At 59.8% G+C, this 20096-nt stretch carries 20 protein-coding genes; 8 read left to right on the forward strand and 12 right to left on the reverse strand.

What is annotated here, in order from left to right:
- The first annotated feature begins 193 nt into the window (after positions 1 to 193).
- A complete protein-coding gene (locus tag AB1462_RS11180; RefSeq protein ID WP_367246732.1) occupies positions 194 to 1318 on the forward strand; it encodes a GNAT family N-acetyltransferase in 1125 nt (374 codons plus the stop codon).
- 135 nt (positions 1319 to 1453) lie between these two features.
- On the opposite strand, the gene aqpZ is transcribed toward AB1462_RS11180, so the two are convergent.
- From aqpZ to AB1462_RS11205, 5 genes are all read right to left on the reverse strand, one after another.
- On the reverse strand, positions 1454 to 2155 hold the full coding sequence (gene aqpZ, locus AB1462_RS11185; protein ID WP_367246733.1) for an aquaporin Z: 702 nt from the start codon (positions 2153 to 2155) through the stop codon (positions 1454 to 1456).
- A 225-nt stretch (positions 2156 to 2380) separates the two neighbouring features.
- Positions 2381 to 4213: an ABC transporter ATP-binding protein gene (locus AB1462_RS11190; protein ID WP_090400193.1), complete on the reverse strand. Its 1833-nt coding sequence runs from the start codon at positions 4211 to 4213 to the stop codon at positions 2381 to 2383.
- A gap of 82 nt (positions 4214 to 4295) precedes the next feature.
- Positions 4296 to 4859 (reverse strand): peptidylprolyl isomerase, encoded by a 564-nt coding sequence (locus AB1462_RS11195; protein WP_367246734.1) that lies wholly within the window; start codon positions 4857 to 4859, stop codon positions 4296 to 4298.
- Between the two features lie 3 nt (positions 4860 to 4862).
- Positions 4863 to 5666, reverse strand: coding sequence for an alpha/beta hydrolase (locus tag AB1462_RS11200; protein WP_090400191.1), 804 nt, complete (start codon positions 5664 to 5666; stop codon positions 4863 to 4865).
- Between the two features lie 14 nt (positions 5667 to 5680).
- A complete protein-coding gene (locus AB1462_RS11205) occupies positions 5681 to 6604 on the reverse strand; it encodes a LysR family transcriptional regulator (RefSeq protein ID WP_090400189.1) in 924 nt (307 codons plus the stop codon).
- Between the two features lie 49 nt (positions 6605 to 6653).
- Here AB1462_RS11205 and AB1462_RS11210 point away from each other — a divergent pair, with 49 nt between their 5' ends.
- From AB1462_RS11210 to AB1462_RS11225, 4 genes are all read left to right on the forward strand, one after another.
- Positions 6654 to 6968, forward strand: a complete 315-nt coding sequence (locus tag AB1462_RS11210; protein WP_090400187.1) for a 3-phosphoglycerate kinase — start codon at positions 6654 to 6656, stop codon at positions 6966 to 6968.
- 151 nt (positions 6969 to 7119) lie between these two features.
- Positions 7120 to 7722: an FMN-dependent NADH-azoreductase gene (locus AB1462_RS11215; RefSeq protein ID WP_090400185.1), complete on the forward strand. Its 603-nt coding sequence runs from the start codon at positions 7120 to 7122 to the stop codon at positions 7720 to 7722.
- A gap of 211 nt (positions 7723 to 7933) precedes the next feature.
- Positions 7934 to 8809 (forward strand): carboxylate/amino acid/amine transporter, encoded by an 876-nt coding sequence (locus AB1462_RS11220; RefSeq protein WP_090400183.1) that lies wholly within the window; start codon positions 7934 to 7936, stop codon positions 8807 to 8809.
- Positions 8810 to 8877: 68 nt separating this feature from the next.
- Entirely contained in the window at positions 8878 to 9294 is a 417-nt protein-coding gene (locus AB1462_RS11225) for an Lrp/AsnC family transcriptional regulator (RefSeq protein ID WP_027603763.1), read from the forward strand.
- A gap of 124 nt (positions 9295 to 9418) precedes the next feature.
- Here the strand turns inward: AB1462_RS11225 and AB1462_RS11230 are convergent, their stop codons facing one another.
- From AB1462_RS11230 to AB1462_RS11255, 6 genes are all read right to left on the reverse strand, one after another.
- A complete protein-coding gene (locus tag AB1462_RS11230; RefSeq protein ID WP_090400181.1) occupies positions 9419 to 10096 on the reverse strand; it encodes a phenylalanine--tRNA ligase beta subunit-related protein in 678 nt (225 codons plus the stop codon).
- Positions 10097 to 10100: 4 nt separating this feature from the next.
- On the reverse strand, positions 10101 to 11318 hold the full coding sequence (locus AB1462_RS11235; protein WP_259193685.1) for an ATP-grasp domain-containing protein: 1218 nt from the start codon (positions 11316 to 11318) through the stop codon (positions 10101 to 10103).
- Between the two features lie 12 nt (positions 11319 to 11330).
- Positions 11331 to 12512: an MFS transporter gene (locus AB1462_RS11240; RefSeq protein WP_090400176.1), complete on the reverse strand. Its 1182-nt coding sequence runs from the start codon at positions 12510 to 12512 to the stop codon at positions 11331 to 11333.
- A gap of 8 nt (positions 12513 to 12520) precedes the next feature.
- Entirely contained in the window at positions 12521 to 12835 is a 315-nt protein-coding gene (locus AB1462_RS11245; RefSeq protein WP_053133022.1) for a Rieske 2Fe-2S domain-containing protein, read from the reverse strand.
- Positions 12836 to 12847: 12 nt separating this feature from the next.
- On the reverse strand, positions 12848 to 14227 hold the full coding sequence (locus AB1462_RS11250) for an iron-containing redox enzyme family protein (RefSeq protein WP_259193684.1): 1380 nt from the start codon (positions 14225 to 14227) through the stop codon (positions 12848 to 12850).
- Positions 14228 to 14544: 317 nt separating this feature from the next.
- Positions 14545 to 15834, reverse strand: a complete 1290-nt coding sequence (locus AB1462_RS11255; RefSeq protein WP_367246735.1) for a mechanosensitive ion channel family protein — start codon at positions 15832 to 15834, stop codon at positions 14545 to 14547.
- A gap of 193 nt (positions 15835 to 16027) precedes the next feature.
- On the opposite strand from AB1462_RS11255, the gene AB1462_RS11260 reads away from it, so the two are divergent.
- Positions 16028 to 17374 carry a DEAD/DEAH box helicase gene (locus AB1462_RS11260; RefSeq protein ID WP_090400172.1) on the forward strand — a complete coding sequence of 449 codons (1347 nt, stop codon included), beginning with the start codon at positions 16028 to 16030 and terminating at the stop codon, positions 17372 to 17374.
- Positions 17375 to 17426: 52 nt separating this feature from the next.
- Here AB1462_RS11260 and AB1462_RS11265 read toward each other — a convergent pair whose 3' ends face one another.
- Positions 17427 to 17702: a hypothetical protein gene (locus AB1462_RS11265; RefSeq protein ID WP_090400170.1), complete on the reverse strand. Its 276-nt coding sequence runs from the start codon at positions 17700 to 17702 to the stop codon at positions 17427 to 17429.
- Between the two features lie 154 nt (positions 17703 to 17856).
- Between AB1462_RS11265 and AB1462_RS11270 the strand changes: the two genes are divergently transcribed.
- Positions 17857 to 18246: a transcriptional regulator gene (locus tag AB1462_RS11270; RefSeq protein ID WP_090400168.1), complete on the forward strand. Its 390-nt coding sequence runs from the start codon at positions 17857 to 17859 to the stop codon at positions 18244 to 18246.
- Positions 18247 to 18377: 131 nt separating this feature from the next.
- Complete coding sequence (locus tag AB1462_RS11275) at positions 18378 to 20093, forward strand: copper resistance system multicopper oxidase (protein WP_090400167.1); 1716 nt, start codon at positions 18378 to 18380, stop codon at positions 20091 to 20093.
- Positions 20094 to 20096: the final 3 nt, after the last annotated feature.

Genomic DNA, 20096 nt, shown 5'->3' on the forward strand with positions numbered 1-20096 from the left:
GCGCTCTAAAAACAGGCGTCAGTATCACGATCGTTTATGACGCCGCAGTGGCTAAGTGATGTCATCTAGATGACAAATTATTTAAGAATGGAACTATTGATTTAGAGCCTTGTCGGGCGATTTGGGGGTGTGCGCGGACGTGCGATAAGCGATACTCGCGAGGCTTTCATGCCATGACGTAGTGAGGATGCCAATGCCGCTGCAACGCCTGGACAGCCTGTCCGAAATCGCCCCGCAGGCCTGGGACGCACTGGTGCCGGACGCCCAGCCCTTTGTGCGGCACGCCTTCCTCAGCGCGCTGGAAGACAGTGCCAGCCTGGGCCCTCAATCGGGCTGGCAACCGGAGCATTTGTTGCACTGGGATGGCGATCGACTGGTGGCGGCATTGCCCAGTTATCGCAAATGGCATTCCTACGGCGAGTACGTGTTCGACCATGGTTGGGCCGATGCCTGCGAGCGGGCGGGCATTGATTACTACCCCAAGCTACTGACAGCCGTACCGTTCAGCCCTGTCAGTGGCCCCCGCCTGTTGGCTGCCAGCGCCGACGATGGTTTCGAGCTGCTGAAGAGCCTGCCGGGCTACCTGGAGATCGAAGGGCTCTCCAGTGCCCATATCAACTTCACCGACGGTTTGGCCGATGAGGCGTTAGCCCTGCAGCCGGGTTGGTTACAGCGCCTGGGTTGTCAGTTCCATTGGCAGAACCGCGGCTACCGCGACTTCCAGGATTTCCTCGAGGCCCTCAGTTCGCGCAAGCGCAAACAAATGCGCAAGGAGCGTGAACAAGTGGCAGGGCAGGGCATCGACTTCGAGTGGTTGCAAGGCCACGAGCTGAGCGAGGCGCAGTGGGATTTTGTCTACGCCTGCTACGCCAATACCTACGCGGTACGTCGCCAGGCACCGTACCTGACCCGCGCATTTTTCAGCCTGCTGGCCGAGCGCATGCCCGAGGCGATCCGCGTGGTGCTGGCCAAACAAGGTTCACGCCCGGTGGCCATGGCCTTCAGCCTGATCGGTGGTGACAGCTTCTACGGCCGCTACTGGGGTTGCCTGGCCGAGTTCGACCGGCTGCATTTCGAAACCTGCTTCTACCAGGGCATGGATTACGCCATCGCCCACGGCCTGCAACGCTTCGACGCTGGTGCCCAGGGTGAGCACAAATTGATTCGCGGGTTCGAACCGGTGATCACCCGGTCGTGGCACTACCTGCGCCATCCCGGATTGAAGAATGCCGTGGAGGATTTCCTCGAGCGCGAACGGGTGGGGATTGTGGCGTATGCCGAAGAGGCGAGGGCGGCCCTGCCTTATCGGCAAGCCTAAACCGCCCCACACCGCGCAAATTCGTAGCAGCTGCCAAGCGCAAGCGAGGCTGCGTCGGCCGCGACTCGAGCCTGAATCGGCAGTGCGCCTGACGCAGCCTCGCTTGCGCTCGGCAGCTGCTACGGGGGTTGCGTTTCAGGCCGGCTCCTCTTTGCCCAACCATCGATAGATAACACCGCCCACCACCGCACCCAGGATCGGCGCGAGCCAGAACATCCACAATTGCTGGATCGCCCACCCGCCCACGATCAATGCGGGGCCGGTACTTCGGGCCGGGTTGACCGAGGTGTTGGTCACGGGGATGGAGATCAGGTGGATCAACGTGAGAGCCAGGCCAATGGCGATGGGCGCGAGGCCCTTCGGGGCACGGTGGTCGGTGGCGCCGAGGATGATCAGCACGAACATGGCTGTCATCACCAACTCACAGACAAACCCCGCTGCCATTGAATAGCCGCCTGGCGAATGCTCGCCATAACCGTTGGAGGCCAGCCCCCCGGCCAGTTCAAAGCCCGGCTTGCCGCTGGCGATGAAGTACAACAATGCAGCGGCGACTACCCCGCCGATGACTTGGGCAACGATGTACGCCGGCAACTCCCTGGCCGGAAACCTTCCGCCCACTACCAGCCCCACCGATACCGCCGGGTTGAGATGGCAGCCGCTGATGTGTTCGATGGCCACCGCCATGGTCAGCACCGTGAGCCCGAACGCCAGGGCCACGCCCAACAACCCGATCCCGACAGCGGGAAACGCGGCGGCCAACACCGCACTTCCACAACCGCCCAACACCAGCCAAAACGTACCTAACCCCTCTGTGACTGAACGCTTGAACAAAGACATGCAGCACGTCCTTGATAGATCGCTCTACCCAATCAGTAAACCAGTGATGCTCCCTGCAGATTTACTTCAGCGCCCGTCTGGGCACTGCACTGAGTACAGCACGGTTTTTACACAAGTCCAGGCCACCAATGTGGGAGGGGGCTTGCCCCCGATGGCGGAGTGTCAGTCGCAAAATTTGGTGGCTGACCCACCGATATCGGGAGCAAGCCCCCTCCCACATTTGCTTCAGTCGATGCCGACAAACCCCCCGGTCTGGTGCTGCCACAACCGCGCATACAACCCGCCATGGGCCAGCAACTCGGCATGGCTGCCCGTCTCGGCGATCTGGCCTTTCTCCAGCACCACCAGGCGGTCCATCCGTGCGATGGTCGACAACCGGTGCGCAATCGCAATCACCGTCTTGCCTTGCATCAGGGTTTCCAGGCTTTCCTGGATCGCCGCCTCGACTTCCGAGTCCAGCGCCGACGTGGCTTCGTCCATGATCAGGATCGGCGCATCCTTGAGCAGTACGCGCGCGATGGCGATACGTTGGCGTTGCCCGCCGGAGAGTTTCACCCCGCGTTCGCCCACATGTGCATCCAGCCCGGTACGCCCTTCGGCGTCCGACAGCAGCGGGATGAACTCATCGGCACGGGCCTTATGCACTGCGGCCCAGAGTTCTTCGTCGGTGGCCTCCGGCTTGCCGTACAGCAGGTTTTCGCGGATCGATCGGTGCAGCAGCGAGGTGTCCTGGGTGATCATGCCGATCTGTTCGCGCAGGGTCTCCTGGGCCACCTCGGCGATGTTCTGGCCGTCGATCAGGATGCGTCCGCCTTGCAGGTCGTAGAGGCGCAGCAGCAGGTTGACCAGGGTCGACTTGCCCGCACCCGACGGGCCGATCAGGCCGATTTTTTCCCCGGCCTGGATGTTCAGGTTCAGGTCGCCAATGATCCCGCTCTTCTTGCCGTAGTGGAAATCCACCTGCTCAAAACGTACTTCGCCATGGGGCACTGTCAGCCGGGGGGCGTTGTCGCGGTCGACCACGGCCAGGGGTTGGGCGATGGTCTTGAGACCGTCCTGCACGATGCCGATGTTTTCGAAAATGCCGTTGACCACCCACATGATCCAACCGGACATATTGACGATGCGAATCACCAGGCCAGTGGCCAGGGCGATGGCCCCTACGGAGATCAGCGACTGCGTCCACAGCCACAGGGCCAGGCCGGTGGTGGTGACGATCAGCAGGCCGTTCAGGACGGTGATCACCGCATCCATGCTGGTGAGCACGCGTGCCGCCAGCTGGGTTTTTTCGGTTTGCTCAATGATCGCTTCCTTGGCGTATTCCTGCTCATTCTGCGTATGGGCGAACAGCTTCAAGGTGGTGATGTTGGTGTAGCCGTCGACGATGCGCCCCATGAGTTTGGAACGTGCCTCGGAAGAGATCACCGAACGTTCTTTGACCCGCGGCACGAAGTAACGCAAGGCCAGGCAGTAACAAATGATCCAGGTGATCAACGGAATCATCAGCCGCCAGTCGGCCTCGGCAAACAGCACCAGGGAGGTGATGGCGTAGATCGACACGTGCCAGATGGCCTCGGCTGTTGCCACCGCAGAGTCACGCAGGGAATTGCCGGTTTGCATAATGCGTTGGGCAATGCGTCCGGCGAAATCATTCTGGAAGAAATTCAGGCTCTGCTTGAGCACATAGCTGTGATTCTGCCAGCGGATCAGGCTGGTCATGCCGGGGTTGATGGTCTGGTGCACCAGCAAGTCATGCAGGCCATTGAAAATCGGGCGCAGCAGCAGGGCGACCACGGCCATCCAGATCAGCTCGGTGCTGTGGATCTGGAAGAAGTCAGCGGGCGGTGTGCCCTGGGCCAGGTCGATGATACGGCTCAGGTAGCTGAACAGCGCGACTTCGATCAGCGCCCCGACCAGGCCCACCACCAGCAGTGCGGCAAAACAGGGCCACACCTGGCGCAGGTAGTAGAGATAGAAGGGCAGGACTTTGTCGGGAGGGGCGGCGCTGGGGGCGTCGCGGAAAATATCGATCAGTTGTTCAAAACGACGATAGAGCATTAGGGTTGACGCCCGCCTGGCGGGCTCTCCTTTCAAATGCGCGCGCAGCCTTGTGGGCCGCGCGCGGAATTTCCTGCAGACCTCAGTCGATGCGCTTGGCCGACTTGATCAGGACAGGATCGATTGGCACGTTTTGCATGCCTTGTTTGGTGGTGGTCTGCGAGTTGACGATGATGTCGACCACATCCATGCCTTTGACCACTTTGGCGAACACGGCATAACCGGCATCGCGACCCGGGTCGAGGAAGGCGTTGTCAGCCACGTTGATGAAGAACTGGCTGGTGGCCGAATCCGGGTTCGAGGTGCGGGCCATCGACAGCGTGCCACGCACGTTATGCAGGCCGTTGCTGGCTTCGTTCTTGATCGGCGCTTCGGTCGGCTTTTGCGACATCTGCTGGGTGAACCCGCCACCCTGGACCATGAAGCCCGGGATCACGCGGTGGAAGATCGTGTTGGTGTAGAAGCCTTTGTCGACATAGGCGAGGAAATTCTTGGTACTGATCGGCGCCTTGACCGGGTCCAGTTCGATTTCAATGTCGCCGTTGGTGGTGGAGATCAATACGTGTGGCGCCTTGGAAGGCTCGGCGGCCATCAGGTTGGTAGCGAACAGAACGGAACCGGCAAAAAAGGCGATTTTTTTCAGCATGGGTCAGTGATCCTGGGTAGTGGTTTCGACTGTCTTTAGAAAATCGAGCAGGGTGGTATTAAAGACTTCGGGTTGGTCCAAGGGCGTGGCATGGCGGGAATCCTCGATCACCACCAGCCGCGCATCGGGCAGCAGTTTTACATAGATTTCTTTCTGGGCCACGGGGGTGTAGTCGTGGTCGGCGCTGATGACCAGGGTTGGACAGGTAATCCTCGAAAGTCGTTCCTGTACGCCCCAGCCCACAATCGCATCGAAGCTGGCGAGATAAGCACGTTTGTCGTTTTTTGCCCAGCGTTCGACCATCTTGCGGCGCAGGTCGGCCTGCGCAGGTTTTGGAAACAGCCGGTCGCCGAGGGCCTTGCCGATGGTGGTCAGGCTGAGCACACGGGCGAGCGTCCAGCGCTTGACCCACCACCAGTATTCCTGGGCACTGCGTACCTTGACCTGCGGCGCGCTGTTGACGATGCACAGGCTCTTGACCCGGCCGGGTTCGTCCACCGCCAGCTGGAACGCGATCATGCCGCCCATGGACAAACCCACCACATGGGCGGGCGGCAGGTCCAGGTGTTCGATCAGCGCAATCAGGTCGTAGGTGAACCCTTCGATGCTGTAGCGCTCCCGAGGTTTGTCGGAACGTCCATGGCCGCGCACATCCACCACGATCAGGCGGTAGTGACGGGCCAGCACCGGCACCTGCAGCTCCCAATCCTGGCTGCTGGAGCCCAGGCCGTGGATCAGGATCAGCGGAGTGCCGTGACCGTATTCCTCATAGTGCAGGCTGCAGCCTTCATGGTCGAACCAGGCCATGCATGAACTCCGTTTCAGGCTTGCTGGGGGGCGGCGAAAGGCGCGTCCAGAGGGGCCGTGTCAAAGGTGCGCAGCAGCTCCACGAGGATCTGCGTTGCCGGCCCCAAGGGTTTGTCCTTGTTTGAATACAGGTAGAACGTGGGGTGGCGGCTGCCGCCCTGTTCCAAGGGTAGCTGCTTGAGCACACCTTCGGCGAGTTCGCGCGCGATCATGTGCCGTGGCAGCCAGGCAAAGCCCAGGCCGCTGCCCACAAAAGCGGCGGCGGTGGCCAGGCTGCCGACGGTCCAGCGTTGTTCGGCGCCGAGCCAGCCCACATCCCGGGGTTGCTGGCGGCCGGAGTCGCGGATCACCACCTGCATCTGGCTTTCCAGGTCCTGGAAGCTCAACTCGCGGTTCATGCGGTGCAAGGCGTGTTCGGGGTGGGCCACGGCGACGAATTCCACATCGCTCATTTCGGTGCCCAGGTAGCCGGGGATGCTGAAGCCGCAAATGGCCAGGTCGGCCACGCCTTCCATCAACAGCTCTTCGACGCCGGACAGTACCTCTTCACGCAAACGCACCCGGCAACCACGGCTCTGCGGCATAAACGCGGTGAGCGCGCGTACCAGGCGCGCGTTGGGGTACGCCGCATCGACGACCAGCCGCACTTCGGCTTCCCAGCCCTGTTCCATATGGTGGGCGAGGTCTTCCAGCTGGCTGGCGTTTTTTACCAGTTGCCGGGAACGGCGCAGCAGCACTTCACCGGCGTCGGTGAGCACCGCCTTGCGCCCGTCGATGCGCAGCAGCGGCACGCCGAGTTGGTCTTGCATACGGGCCACGGTGTAGCTCACCGAGGACTGCGAACGGTGCAGCGCTTCCGCTGCCTGGGCGAAGCCGCCGTGGTCGACGACGGCTTGCAGCGTACGCCATTGATCGAGGGTAACGCGGGGCGCTTTCAAGATGTGTTCCTCTTGTCCTAAGCTGACGGTCCCTATTGGAGACTGCCGAATGAGAAAATTCTGTTGTGTGTTGCTGGCGCTGCTGCCGATGAGCGCGTTTGCCTACCCCATCGATGTGACGAAAAAGATCGACGGCGTGAGCATCGATTACACCGCCTCCGACGTGGACGGCGATATCAGCTCGATCCAGCTGAATAACTACGGCACCCAGGACGCCGTGTGTTCGGTAACGTTCACCAACGGCCCGGAATCGCCGCGTCGTCGCACGGTTACGGTGCCGGCGGGGAAAAGCACCAACACCACGGTCAAGTTCAACCGCGCCATTATCAAGATGCGTATCGCGTTGGCCTGCGCCCCGAAATAACGCGGCAGCGGAGCATGCCCATAGCAATACTCCGCTTATAAACAAATTTATAGATGGGTTATAGCAGTTTTTTGCGCTTTTTTATCGAATTGGCTCTGTCTAATCTCCACTCCATCGACTTACAGCAATTACAGATGGAGCCTACGAAGCCATGTCCAATGTTCTGATCATCGAAAGCAGCGCCCGCCAGCAGGATTCGATCTCCCGCCAACTGACCCGGCAGTTCATCAGCCAGTGGCAGGCCGCTCACCCGACGGACCGGATTACTGTGCGTGACGTGGCGCTCAACCCGGTTCCGCACCTGGACGCCAACCTGCTCGGCGGCTGGATGAAACCGGCGGATCAACGCAACGGCAACGAACAGGCTTCCCTCGACCGCTCCAACGAATTGACCGACGAACTGCTGGCCGCCGACGTGCTGGTGATGGCTGCACCGATGTACAACTTCGCCATCCCCAGCACCCTCAAAGCCTGGCTGGATCACGTGTTGCGGGCGGGTGTGACCTTCAAGTACACCCCCACCGGGCCGCAAGGTTTGTTGACCGGCAAGCGTGCCATTGTGCTGACCGCGCGGGGCGGTATCCATACCGGCGCCAGCTCCGATCACCAGGAACCCTACCTGCGCCAGGTCATGGCTTTTATCGGCATCCACGACGTCACTTTCATTCACGCCGAAGGGGTGAACCTGAGTGGCGACTTCCAGGAAAAGGGTATCAACCACGCCAAGGCCCAGCTGGTACAGCTCGTGGCATGAGCCGCTTGATCCTTTAATCGCCACATAATCGCGTGGTGTTTATATCGCTCCACGCAAACCCTTCAAGTCCGCGTACGAACCTCCCTTTGCACTTGTTGCTCCTGAGTGCTCCTGCCCGACTGCCGCTTTAGCGAGGTCGGGTTTTTTTTGCCCCGAGTTTCTTCAATCGCCGAAAACCTTTAATGTCCCGCCCATTCGAGACGAGGCGCGCATGGGCTATCTACTGGTTGTCACCCTGATTCAGGCATTTTCCTTCAGCTTGATCGGCGAATACCTCGCCGGTCACGTCGACAGTTACTTCGCGGTGCTGGTGCGTGTCGTGCTGGCCGGGCTGGTATTTATCCCGCTGACCCGCTGGCGCTCGGTAGAACCTGCCTTTATGCGCGGCCTGCTGGTGATCGGCGCGCTGCAGTTTGGCGTGACCTATGTGTGCCTGTACCTGAGCTTTCGCGTGCTCACGGTGCCGGAGGTGTTGCTGTTCACCATCCTCACGCCGTTGCACGTGACCCTGATCGAAGATGCGCTCAACCGGCGCTTCAACCCGTGGGCACTGGTTGCCGCCCTGGTGGCAGTGGCGGGGGCGGCGGTGATTCGCTTCGACCAGATCACCCCGCACTTCCTGATGGGCTTCTTGCTGCTGCAATTGGCTAACTTCACCTACGCCGCCGGACAAGTGATGTACAAGCACTTGGTGGCACGCTACCCGAGTAACTTGCCGCACTACCGGCGCTTCGGTTACTTCTACCTCGGCGCGTTGCTGGTGGTGCTGCCGGCGTTCCTGATGTTCGGCAAGGCCAACTTCCTGCCCGAGGCGCCGCTGCAGTGGGGCGTGCTGGTGTTCCTCGGGCTGGTCAGCACCGCGCTGGGGATGTACTGGTGGAACAAGGGCGCCTGCCTGGTGCATGGCGGCACGCTGGCGGTGATGAACAACCTGCATGTGCCGGTAGGGTTGCTGCTGAACCTGCTGATCTGGAACCAGCACGAGCCGCTGGGCCGCCTGGCCTTGGGTGGGTTGGTGATTCTGGGGGCGGTGTGGATCAGTCGATTGGGCGTAAAGCCCGTGTCTGGCGTACAGTCTGCGAGGTGATGGGTCGAGGGCATGCGTGAGCGGCAATGAAAGTCTGCTATCGAAAAGAACGGTGTGGGGGCGGCAGAGTGGACAAGATTGATGAACTGATCATTGCAGCCTTGAAGGATGACTCCCGAGTCAGCCTGGCGCAATTGGCGCGGCAAGTTCACAAGTCTCGAACCGCAGTGGAGTCGCGCGTTCAGAAGCTGATTGAAAAAGGCATCATCCTGGGCTTCACCATCAACGTCGCCGAGGGTGATGAGACCCTGCAAGCGGCGTTCTTGATGCTGACGCTCAATGGCAGCAATTGCCATCTGGTGTTTCCGAAGATCCAGCAGTTCAGCCAGGTGGTGCATGCCTACTCACTGTTTGGCGACGTGGACATGATGCTCGACGTTCGGTACAGGAGCTTTGAAGAACTGATGGTCTTCAAGGACAGCCTGCTGAAGATCGAGCATGTGAAGGAAGTCGTGGTCAACCCCGTGCTGAAGGCCTGGCGCTAGGCGCCGGCCACCTCTGCATGGCCTGGCTTCAGCTGCATGGGTATCTACACAACTTTCAGATACTGATAACTCTCCTTGTGGCAAGCCCGCTCGCCACAATAGCCCTATCTGCTGGATTTATGCTTCAGGCGTGATCGCGGACGGTTTCAAGAAAATGATGGCTCAGGTTCGGCATTTTTTGACGCAGGGTGTCCACGAGTTCTTCGATGACCGCCTGGTTGAATTGGAGCGACGTGTCGTCATGCCCCAGGATCACCACCAACAGCCTCGACGAGTCTTTCGTCAGCCGGAAGTCATGGGCATCGGCGTCAACCTTGCCGATGCTCGCCAACGGCACATCACCGCAGGTATAGACGATATCGCCAACGGGAATCGTGATGGCCTTCTTGGCGAACAGTGGGCGTAGCACCCTCGGCTTGTCCGAGCGCATCACGTAGATGTCATCCTTCTGATGATACGTGTGCACGCCGATGCTGACCCCATGTCGGATCGCGACCGCGTTATAGGCGTCGACGATGTTGTTGATGGGGTACACGCCTTTGGCGATGAAGCGGCGCAGCAGCTTTTCGTTGGCACTGACGGTATTTTCGTAGCCGAGTTTTTTGAGCTGCCTGGCAAACCCTTCGTACACGATGTTTGAGTCCAACTCGTTAAGACGCGAGGCCACGTGGTTCAGGTTACTTTGCAGTACCCCGACGAAGCTCTGGTCATCCGAGACGGTGATGTCTTCGATAACGGCGGCACACGCATTGTTGATGCCCAGCTCACAGGCTGACTTTCTGATGATCAAGCGACTTTTCATAACCTTAGCCCCACAGTTTTTTTCGAAGGTTCGCGGTACTGACGTCCAGTTGCTGCGCCGAAGGGTGCTGCAGCCAGAACAATCCCGGGCAGGTCGCGAAGTCGACGGTGATCGGCGTGGTATCGCTGGCGCTGATGAAGTAACGATGGCCGCAATAGGCCTCGTCCTCTTGCGCGCTTTGGACTACCTGCGGCAAGGGAGGGGTGAAAGTGCGGCGTTCGTCGGAGCAGAAGAACCCGATGCGGCCATGGCTGATCTGGCTGACAGCATCGGCTTGGGGTTTTGGTTGGTCCAGGTAGCTATCAATCGCCAGTGACAGCAAGTCTGGGTGATACACCTGTTGAAACAGCAGGGGGGCAATACCGCCGTGCAGTCGGCCACCGGCCTCGATCATCACGGGGCCGGCAGCGGACCAGATGATTTCCATGTGAATCGGCCCGACCTGCACGCCCAGGGCCGCCGCTGCCTGGCGGGCGTAGTCGGTCAGTGGTTGCAACTGCGCTGCCTGGGGGTCAAGGGTGTCCAGGCTTTCGTAGACAAACTTGCTGCCGTTTTTATGGATCTTGGTGTACTTGCACACCGTAGCAATGATGTATTCGCCGCCGAAAGCGACCATATCCACCACATACTCCGGACCAGAAATGAATGGCTGCACGATAAACCCGAGGTTGATTTCCCCCAGGTCGTTTTTCTGCTTCCAGGCCGCGTTGTTCAATGCGGTCTCAACTTCGCCTCTGCCTTGGGCAAATACCACGCCTTCGGTGGCGGCCGAATTCAGCGGTTTGACGACGTAGGTGGCGGTTTCCTCCAGCGCGTCGACCACCTTGCGAATATGGCTCTGTGAACTCAGCAGTTGTGACTCAATGTTCGCCAGCCCATGGTGTTTGAGCGCTTGCTGCATGGAGAATTTGTTGCGGCGCAAATCACTGGTGACGTGGCTGTTACCCTTGATGCACAGCACTTTCGTGAGGTAATCGGTGAGGTAGATCGCGGTTTCGCAGCCCGCGATCACGGCGTGCAGTGACAGGCTTTCGAGGTCGACCAGCAGGCTCTCTTCCCAGCGGTAGACTTCTTCGAAGTCTTCTCTTATCAGGTCATCGGTGAAGTGTTTGGGCAAGGTGTCTGTCGAGATCACGGCATAGCACTTCACACCCTGGGCCTTGAGCAGGCGGGCATAGAGCTTGCCCGTGGAGAACGGGTCAACGATCAGTACGGTTTTCACGTCGTGTATTCCTTATTCCGTGGTGGCGGTGGGCGCGGCGGCCGGGGTCAGGTTCCACGCCAGTACGGCAGTGGCCAACAGGCCGGCGGAGACGATCATCAACAGGCGTGCGCCTTCGAGCCCGAGAAACCCCGACGTGGTGAAGAACGTCAGGATCATCGGTGCCGAACCACTGACCAGCAGGTAGTAGAGCGAACTTTTGGCGGCGATCACGTCGGCTACCCGAGCGTTGGGCGCCGACTCGATCAGGGTTTTACGCAACTGGATCCGCAGGCTGTTGATGCAAAAACCCAGCAGGAAGGCTGCGGCCATCATTACGTAGAGGTTCTGGAAGTAGACGATTGCCACGTCCGCCAGGATCACCAGCGAGATGGCCCCGTAGCTGTTGAGCTTGATGCGCGGCAACACGGCGGCGCTGAAAGCCCCCAGGCCCGCCAGGCCACTGGCTACGCCAAACAGGGTGGCATTCCACTCATTGAGTTTTTGGAAAACGATGGGCACCAGGCTGTTGAACGCACCGATATGGAAACCGATCATGCTCAACACGATGATCAGGATGTAGAGGTTTCGCGGCAGCTCCAGCGGCCGCACAGTGGAGGTGCCGGTGGCCTGTTCGGCGGCGTGTTCGTTGGGGGTGTCGGCCACCAGGAGGATGGCCGCGAGCGAGAGAATCGCCGCCAGGCTGATGATCTGCAGCGTGTGGTTGACCGAGAACACATCCACGATCAACCCGCCCAGGAGTGCACCGCCGAAGGCACCGATCTGTATGGAGGTTTGCATCAACCGTGCGCAGGTATCGCTGTCGGTAAGGCCGGCCAGCACCAGCTTGGTATTTTTCGATTCCAAGGTGCTGATGGTGAAGTAGTCGGTGACGCCCACCACGAAGGCGATGGCCAGGAAGCCGATCGGCAGCAAGGCGGCCTGGGTAAACGACAGCCCCAGTACCGCTGCGAAGGCGGCCAGGCGAATGTACAGCAGCCGTTTCAGGCTGAGTTCAATCGTAAAGAACTTGCCGATGTATTGTTCGCACAAATAGGGCACCACGGTCGCGACGCACAAGGTCGCGCCGACCAGGAATGTCGAGCCGGTAGTCTCCAGGCCGAACCAGACCATCGCGATGACGATCGCCATGTCGAGGCCGGTGAAGAGGGTCACGATTGAATAGAACGCGGTCAGTGTCGATTTAGTCTTCATGGGCTTCATCAGTCGTAACGGGAGATTTTAAGTAACGGCACACAGCGCTCTGTGTCGCCGACGACGGTGCTGATCTGGTTCCTGACGCGCACGGTGGGCAGCGCCTTCTTTTCCAGGTTGCAGACCTTGTAGGCGTTGTCGTGCCAGGGACAGATCACACTTTGGCCGTCGCCTGTCACTTCGCCCATGTGCAGCGGGCCGCCACGATGGGGGCACGCGGTGGGCAGCAATTGCGTCGAATACGCGTGACGCTTGAGAAAGTAGGTTCTTTCCTCCACGGCCACATAGTTGGCGTGGGTGAGATTCAGGCTGATGGCTTTCATTGGGTTGCCCACTCAGATGGCGGTGACGGTGTACGTGCAGGACGGGCTGACGATGCGGGTGCCATGCAGCATTCCCTTGGGAATCACCACGCCTTCGCCGGCCTTGAGGCGCACCGTCAGTTCGGGGCTGGCGACAAACTCCAGCTCACCGGATTCGACCCAGAACAGTTCGTCATTCGGGTGGGTATGCAGCACCGAGAGCTCGTGTTCAGGTTCGGTAATCTTCAGGTCCACGGGTTTGTGGCCCTGGAGCGCCGCTGCCTTGGCGCGATGCTCATCGAACTCGTCATGCCATTTGATATGGGCATACAACTCTTCGTCGGCGATGTCCTGAAGCAGCCTGAACTCTTCAAAGCCGCGAATAAGGTCGGGGATGATCTTGGTGCCGAACTGCTTGATCATGGGAATGATCAGGCGCTGGAGGGCCATTCTTCCGTGGTGTACATCGATGTGTGCATGCTCATCGAAATAGTCGGTGGAGACGCTGCCGTTGAAGATGGTCTTGATCGCGCGTGACTGGTGCTTGGTCGTCAGCGCCAATGTGGCTTCGGTGTAGTACATGGCGCCGATATAGCGGAACAGCTCGCCATGGTTGGCCGACACATAGTGGAAGTAGTTGGTGAGCGACAGCGATGCCGGCGTATAGAACTGCCAGTAGTGATGCACGTGATGCGACATGTCCATGCCCTGGAGCATGTCTTCAAAAATGGTGCTGTGCTTCTTTTTGTCGACGCCGTAGCCATACTCGTCGATCAGGATCTTGAACAATTCGCTGGTGTACACGCCGCTGTTACCCAGCACGTTGCGGGCCATGGCCGAGGCTTCACTGAGGAAGTCTCCCGCACATTGCGTCATGAAAAACCTGGCGGCACGTTCGGGATGGCGGCTGGTGGTCAGCACTTCATGGAGTTTGGACTCGGACTGGGCGACGTCATCCAATACTTTATCGGTGTGGGCGATAAAAGAGTCCAGGCACCAAGGGCCGTTGATATGCACTTCTTCCTTGAGCCAGTTGTACAGGTAGTGTTCCAGCAACGGGCGGATCTTTTTGCCACTGGCCGCGTGCTGGGGGTCATAGAAGTTCTTGAACGCCTTGAAATCCAGTTCCAATGGCGGCTTGGGCAAGAAGACCAAGTCTTGCTCGTAGATATTCAATAACAACCGTTGCGCCAATAGATGCTGGCTGTTTGAAAGCTGATCGCTGGTCAGGCAGGTTGTGATGATTGCGTCGGTTACATCCTGCGGCCGCGAAGGTCGTTGATAGGGGCTTTGGGTATAGAAGTCGCGAGGTTGAGCAAAGGCAGTAGCACCACAATAGTGGGTCAACGCTTCGGCATTCGAACTTAATACAAAGTCTGCTGCATTATCGGAAAGCTGAGTTGTCCATAACATGAGGGGGGCCTTTTGCTGGCGTTGTTCGATGGCCAGATGCTAAGGCGTTGGTTTTTTTTAAAACAGATTAGAAATGGTGCGCGCAAGTAGTGAAATTCACTAAAGGCGTAGGAAGAATTTTCTTTATGGGGTCAGCCGGTTGAATAATCGGCAGCGACGGCTACACATAGTTGCGTGCTTTTATCGTGGGGTGTGTCAGCGGTGGCTCAAGTTGCACGTGAACGTGCTGTTTTATCAGTGGTGTTCAGATCAATACCGCTCCAGTGTTTGTCGCACCTACCGGCGAGGCGCTTGCCAGTGCCTCGCCGGTATCGTTGTCAGTACTCCGCGGTTTCCGGGGTGCGGGTATTTTGTGTCAGTGCCAGTATCCCGGTGCGCAAGTCGGTGCCACTGGGTTGCTGGTACAGGTTCAGTCCGAACTCCGGCAACACGGCCAGCAGGTAGTCAAAAATATCCCCCTGGATCCGCTCGTAGTCGGCCCACACGGTGGTGCGAGTGAAGCAGTAGATTTCCAGCGGCACGCCTTCGGCGGTGGTTTGCATCTGGCGCACCATGCAGGTCATGTTCGGCTGGATGTCCGGATGGCTCTTAAGGTAGGCCAGGGCGTATGCGCGGAAGGTCCCGAGGTTGGTCATGCGCCGGCGGTTGGCCGACAGTTGCGCGCTGTGGCCCTGGGCTTCGTTCCAGGCCTTGAGTTCGGCCTGCTTGCGCCCGATGTAGTCGGTGAGCAGGTGCACCTGGGTCATGCGTATTTCTTCATCGTCACGCAGGAAGCGCACGCCGCTGGCATCGATGAACAGGCTGCGCTTGATACGTCGCCCACCCGAGGCCTGCATGCCGCGCCAGTTCTTGAACGACTCGGACATCAGGCGCCAGGTGGGGATGGAGACGATGGTCTTGTCGAAATTCTGCACCTTGACCGTGTGCAGGGTGATGTCCACCACATCGCCGTCGGCGCCGACCTGGGGCATTTCGATCCAGTCGCCGACGCGCAGCATGTCGTTGCTGGTCAACTGCACGCTGGCGACGAACGACAGCAGCGTGTCCTTGTAGACCAACAGGATCACCGCCGACATCGCACCCAGGCCTGACAGCAGCAACAGTGGCGAACGGTCGATCAACGTGGCGACGATGATGATCGCGCCAAACACGAACAGCACCATCTTCGCCAGTTGCACATAACCCTTGATCGAGCGGGTACGCGCGTGTTCGGTGCGGGCATAGATGTCCAGCAGGGCGTTGAGCAGGGCGCTCATCGCCAGCACCAGGAACAGGATGGTCAATGCCAGTGCCACGTTGCCGATAAACAGGATCGCGGTCTTGCTCAGGTTCGGCACCAGGTACAGGCCGAACTGGATCACCAGCGAAGGCGTCATCTGCGCCAGGCGGTGGAAGACTTTGTTGTGCCGCAGGTCGTTGAGCCAGTGCAGCGCCGGTTGCCGGCCGAGTAATTTGACGGCGTGGAGGATGAGGTAGCGCGCCACCCGTCCGAGCAGCAGGGCCACCACCAGCAACACCAGGAAACCGAGGCTGGCATGCAGCAGCGGGTGTTCGTCGAGGGCGCCCCAGAGGTCTTGGACGTTGAGCCAGAGCTGTTTGATATCCATGGATGAAACCGATTCTTCTGTAAGACAAGACGGCGCGATTAGAGCATTTAAGTGCAACAAAGTTGATGCCGTGGACAAATGCCCTGACAAAAAAGCAACAGATTGGCGCCGTTCGCGTAAAGACACTCGGTTTGGACGCCCGAAACCGGTACCCTATGCAGCTGATTTTTTGTATTTCTTCGAGGTAGCACCCGTGTTTTCCCAATTCGCCCTGCACGAACGCCTGCTCAAAGCTGTGGCCGAGCTGAAATTTGTCGAGCCTACGCCTGTGCAAGCAGCGGCCATCCCGCTCGCGCTCGAAGGGCGTGACCTGCGGGTGACGGCTCAAACCGGGAGTGGCAAGACCGCCGCTTTCGTCCTGCCGATTCTTAACCGCCTGATCGGCCCGGCCAAAGTCCGCGTCAGCATCAAGACCCTGATCCTGCTGCCAACTCGCGAGCTGGCCCAGCAGACCTTGAAGGAAGTCGAGCGCTTCTCGCAGTTCACCTTCATCAAGTCCGGCCTGATCACCGGTGGCGAAGACTTCAAGGTCCAGGCCGCCATGCTGCGCAAGGTGCCGGACATCCTGATCGGCACTCCTGGCCGCATGATCGAGCAACTCAACGCCGGCAACCTTGACCTCAAGGAAGTCGAGGTGCTGGTGCTCGACGAAGCCGACCGTATGCTCGACATGGGTTTTGCCGACGACGTGCAGCGTCTGGTGGCTGAATGCGTGAACCGCCAGCAGACCATGCTGTTCTCCGCCACCACCGGCGGTTCGACCCTGCGCGACATGGTCGCCAAGGTCCTGAACAACCCTGAGCACCTGCAGGTCAACAACGTCAGCGACCTGAACGCCACCACGCGCCAGCAGATCGTCACCGCTGACCACAACGTGCACAAAGAACAGATCCTCAACTGGTTGCTGGCCAACGAGACCTATCAGAAGGCCATCGTGTTCACCAACACCCGTGCTGCGGCCGACCGCATCTACGGTCGCCTGGTGGCGCAGGACTACAAGGCGTTCGTGCTGCACGGTGAAAAAGACCAGAAGGACCGCAAACTGGCGATCGACCGCCTCAAGGCCGGCGGCGTGAAGATCCTGGTCGCCACCGACGTCGCCGCGCGCGGCCTGGACGTGGACGGCCTGGACATGGTCATCAACTTCGACATGCCTCGCAGCGGCGACGAATACGTGCACCGTATCGGCCGAACCGGGCGTGCGGGCAACGATGGCCTGGCGATCTCGCTGATCTGCCACGGCGACTGGAACCTGATGTCGAGCATCGAGCGCTACCTCAAGCAGTCGTTCGAGCGTCGCACCATCAAGGAAGTCAAAGGCACCTACACTGGGCCGAAGAAGGTCAAGGCGTCGGGCAAGGCCGTTGGCGTGAAGAAGAAAAAGACCGACGCCAAGGGCGACAAGAAAAAGGCCGGTGCCAAGTCGCCGACCAAGCGCAAGATCGCCAACCGGCCGAAGACCGACAACCTGTCGCTCGTCAGCAAGGATGGCATGGCGCCGCTCAAGCGTCGCAAGCCAGAAGCACCTGCGGCCGAGTAAGGCTTAAGGGATGTGAAAAAACCGGACGACCTTGTCCGGTTTTTTTATGTCCTCAATTTTTAGCCTTGGCGGCAGCTTCTTTCAATTCCTTGAGCCGGGCGTCGATCAACTGGCACTTGTCAGGGAACTCTGCGCTTTCAGTATCCAGGTCCATCTTCTGCAGCTCGTCGTTCATCTCCTTGGCCTTGGTCGGGTTCTGCTCGGTGAGCTTGGCCACTTCCTGCGCCAGTTGCTCGCGCTTGGCCGTGGCCTCTTCCGGGGTGCAGGCCCAGGCGGGCAGGGCGGTGAGCAGCGTGGCGACGATGGCCAGGTTTTTCAGGGATTTCATGGTCGGACCTCCTTGGCGGTGATGCTCAGTTGAGGTGGCGAACGTCTGGAAAGTTCAGAGAAATGACGTCCGTCGGTTGGTCTGAACGGCCATAGACGCGCAGGGTCACTCCTATAGGCGGGCTACTTTCCTTAGGCCCGCAGGAGGAATCAGGATGACGACTTACAACTGGGATTTGATCGAACGTCTGCTGCATGAAGTGCAGAACGGCGAGGGTAGCTTTGCCCCGCGCAAGTACGCCGAGCAGGAAGCGGCCGAGAAGGCCACGGCGGGCGAGTCCACCGGCAACCTGGATGCGTTGAAAAAGACCGCTGCGGACTACGAAGCGCTGTTGTTCAAGCGTGGGTTTATCGAGTCGCGGCCTGAGGAAGAGGGCGGCAATGGTGAGAATTTCATTCTGACCGCACTGGGCGCGCAGCTATTGGCGCTGATCGACAGCTCGATCCCGGGCAATGATCACCCGCGCCAGGTGCTGGATGAGCAGGCCGATGCGCTGGACCCGGCGACCTTCGCGCAAGTGGCCTCCAAAGCGCAGATCGCCTGAGCCCCCGCAAGCCCCGGCACTCTGGCGGTGCCGGGCACGCCGAAACTGTCGGATCGGTAATCTGCCGCTAAGGTTGCTGACAGCCGGCGAACCCTAATCTGCTGCCATTCAACTGACGGACTTGAATCGGCATGCATTCTATTACCTCCAGACGAACCTTCGTCAAAGGCCTGGCCGCCGGCGGCCTGCTGGGCGGGCTCGGGCTATGGCGCACGCCGGTATGGGCGCTGACAAGTGCGGGCGAGCCCACGGTGCTGGCGGGCACCGAATTCGATCTGTTTATCGACCAGACGCCGGTCAATCTCACCGGTCTGAAGCGCACGGCGTTGACCATCAATGGCGGCCTGCCCGGCCCCTTGCTGCGCTGGCGCGAAGGCGACACCGTGACCCTGCGCGTAAAAAATCGCCTCAGCGAGCCGACGTCGATCCACTGGCACGGCATCTTGTTGCCGTCGACCATGGACGGCGTGCCCGGCCTGAGTTTCAAGGGCATCGAGCCGGGTGGCGTGTTTGTCTATCAGTTCAAGGTCAAGCAGCATGGCACTTACTGGTACCACAGCCATTCCGGGTTCCAGGAGCAGCAGGGGGTGTACGGCCCGCTGGTCATCGATCCGTTGGAGCCCGAGCCATTCACCTATCAGCGTGACTACGTGGTGATGCTCTCGGACTGGACCGACGAAGACCCCGTCGCCCTGATGAAGACCCTCAAGAAGCAGTCCGATTACTACAACCTGCATAAGCCCACCGTGGGCGATTTCGTACGCGATGTGGGCAAGCAGGGCTGGTCGGCCACCGTTTCTGACCGGCTGATGTGGGCACAAATGAAGATGAACCCCACCGACCTCGCGGACGTCAGCGGCGAGACTTACACCTACCTGCTCAATGGCCAGCCGCCCGGGCTCAACTGGACCGGAGTATTTGAGGCCGGGGAGAAAATTCGCCTGCGTTTTATCAACGGTTCGGCGATGACCTATTTCGATGTGCGTATCCCGGGGCTGAAGATGACCGTCATCGCCGCCGATGGCCAGCCGGTCAAGCCGGTCAGCGTCGATGAATTCCGCATTGCCGTCGCCGAAACCTTCGATGTGCTGGTGGAGCCCACGGCAGCGGCCTACACGCTGTTTGCCCAGTCCATGGATCGCACGGGCTATGCCCGTGGCACGCTTGCCCGCCAGGCGGGGGCGACGGCGCCCGTACCGGTGCTTGAGCCGCGCCCGTGGATAACCATGGACGACATGGGCATGGGTGGGATGGATCACGGCGCCATGGCGGACATGCCGGATATGGCGGGCATGGATCACAGTGCGATGGGCGCGATGTCGATGCAGAGCCACCCGGCCAGCGAGCAGCACAACCCTTTGGTGGACATGCAGGCGATGAACCCGGTGCCCAAGCTCGATGACCCCGGCATCGGCCTGCGCAACAACGGTCGTCGGGTGCTGACCTACGCCGACCTGCACAGCACCTTCGACGATCCCGATGGCCGCGATCCCGCGCGTACCCTTGAATTGCATCTCACCGGGCATATGGAGAAGTTTGCCTGGTCATTCAATGGCGTGAAGTTTTCCGATGCCGAGCCCTTGCAACTGACCTATGGCGAGCGTGTCCGGCTGGTGTTGGTCAACGACACCATGATGAGCCACCCGATTCACCTGCACGGCCTGTGGAGCGACCTGGAGGACGAAAACGGCCAATTCCAGGTGCGCAAACACACCATCGACATGCCGCCAGGCTCGCGCCGCAGTTACCGCGTGACCGCCGATGCCCTGGGCCGTTGGGCCTATCACTGCCACCTGCTGTACCACATGGAAATGGGCATGTTCCGTGAAGTGCGCGTGAATGAATGAGGA

It is taken from the genome of Pseudomonas sp. SB113 (assembly GCF_040754745.1).
GTDB classification, from domain to species: domain Bacteria; phylum Pseudomonadota; class Gammaproteobacteria; order Pseudomonadales; family Pseudomonadaceae; genus Aquipseudomonas; species Aquipseudomonas grimontii.

Coding starts and splice junctions, on each gene's coding strand:
- AB1462_RS11245 (WP_053133022.1), bottom strand. CDS start 12,835: ATGAAAGCCATCAGCCTGAATCTCACCCACGCCAACTATGTGGCCGTG.
- AB1462_RS11220 (WP_090400183.1), top strand. CDS start 7,934: ATGGGCTATCTACTGGTTGTCACCCTGATTCAGGCATTTTCCTTCAGC.
- AB1462_RS11255 (WP_367246735.1), bottom strand. CDS start 15,834: ATGGATATCAAACAGCTCTGGCTCAACGTCCAAGACCTCTGGGGCGCC.
- AB1462_RS11215 (WP_090400185.1), top strand. CDS start 7,120: ATGTCCAATGTTCTGATCATCGAAAGCAGCGCCCGCCAGCAGGATTCG.
- AB1462_RS11250 (WP_259193684.1), bottom strand. CDS start 14,227: ATGTTATGGACAACTCAGCTTTCCGATAATGCAGCAGACTTTGTATTA.
- AB1462_RS11240 (WP_090400176.1), bottom strand. CDS start 12,512: ATGAAGACTAAATCGACACTGACCGCGTTCTATTCAATCGTGACCCTC.
- AB1462_RS11265 (WP_090400170.1), bottom strand. CDS start 17,702: ATGAAATCCCTGAAAAACCTGGCCATCGTCGCCACGCTGCTCACCGCC.
- AB1462_RS11180 (WP_367246732.1), top strand. CDS start 194: ATGCCGCTGCAACGCCTGGACAGCCTGTCCGAAATCGCCCCGCAGGCC.
- AB1462_RS11190 (WP_090400193.1), bottom strand. CDS start 4,213: ATGCTCTATCGTCGTTTTGAACAACTGATCGATATTTTCCGCGACGCC.
- AB1462_RS11200 (WP_090400191.1), bottom strand. CDS start 5,666: ATGGCCTGGTTCGACCATGAAGGCTGCAGCCTGCACTATGAGGAATAC.
- aqpZ (WP_367246733.1), bottom strand. CDS start 2,155: ATGTCTTTGTTCAAGCGTTCAGTCACAGAGGGGTTAGGTACGTTTTGG.
- AB1462_RS11195 (WP_367246734.1), bottom strand. CDS start 4,859: ATGCTGAAAAAAATCGCCTTTTTTGCCGGTTCCGTTCTGTTCGCTACC.
- AB1462_RS11230 (WP_090400181.1), bottom strand. CDS start 10,096: ATGAAAAGTCGCTTGATCATCAGAAAGTCAGCCTGTGAGCTGGGCATC.
- AB1462_RS11275 (WP_090400167.1), top strand. CDS start 18,378: ATGCATTCTATTACCTCCAGACGAACCTTCGTCAAAGGCCTGGCCGCC.
- AB1462_RS11270 (WP_090400168.1), top strand. CDS start 17,857: ATGACGACTTACAACTGGGATTTGATCGAACGTCTGCTGCATGAAGTG.
- AB1462_RS11210 (WP_090400187.1), top strand. CDS start 6,654: ATGAGAAAATTCTGTTGTGTGTTGCTGGCGCTGCTGCCGATGAGCGCG.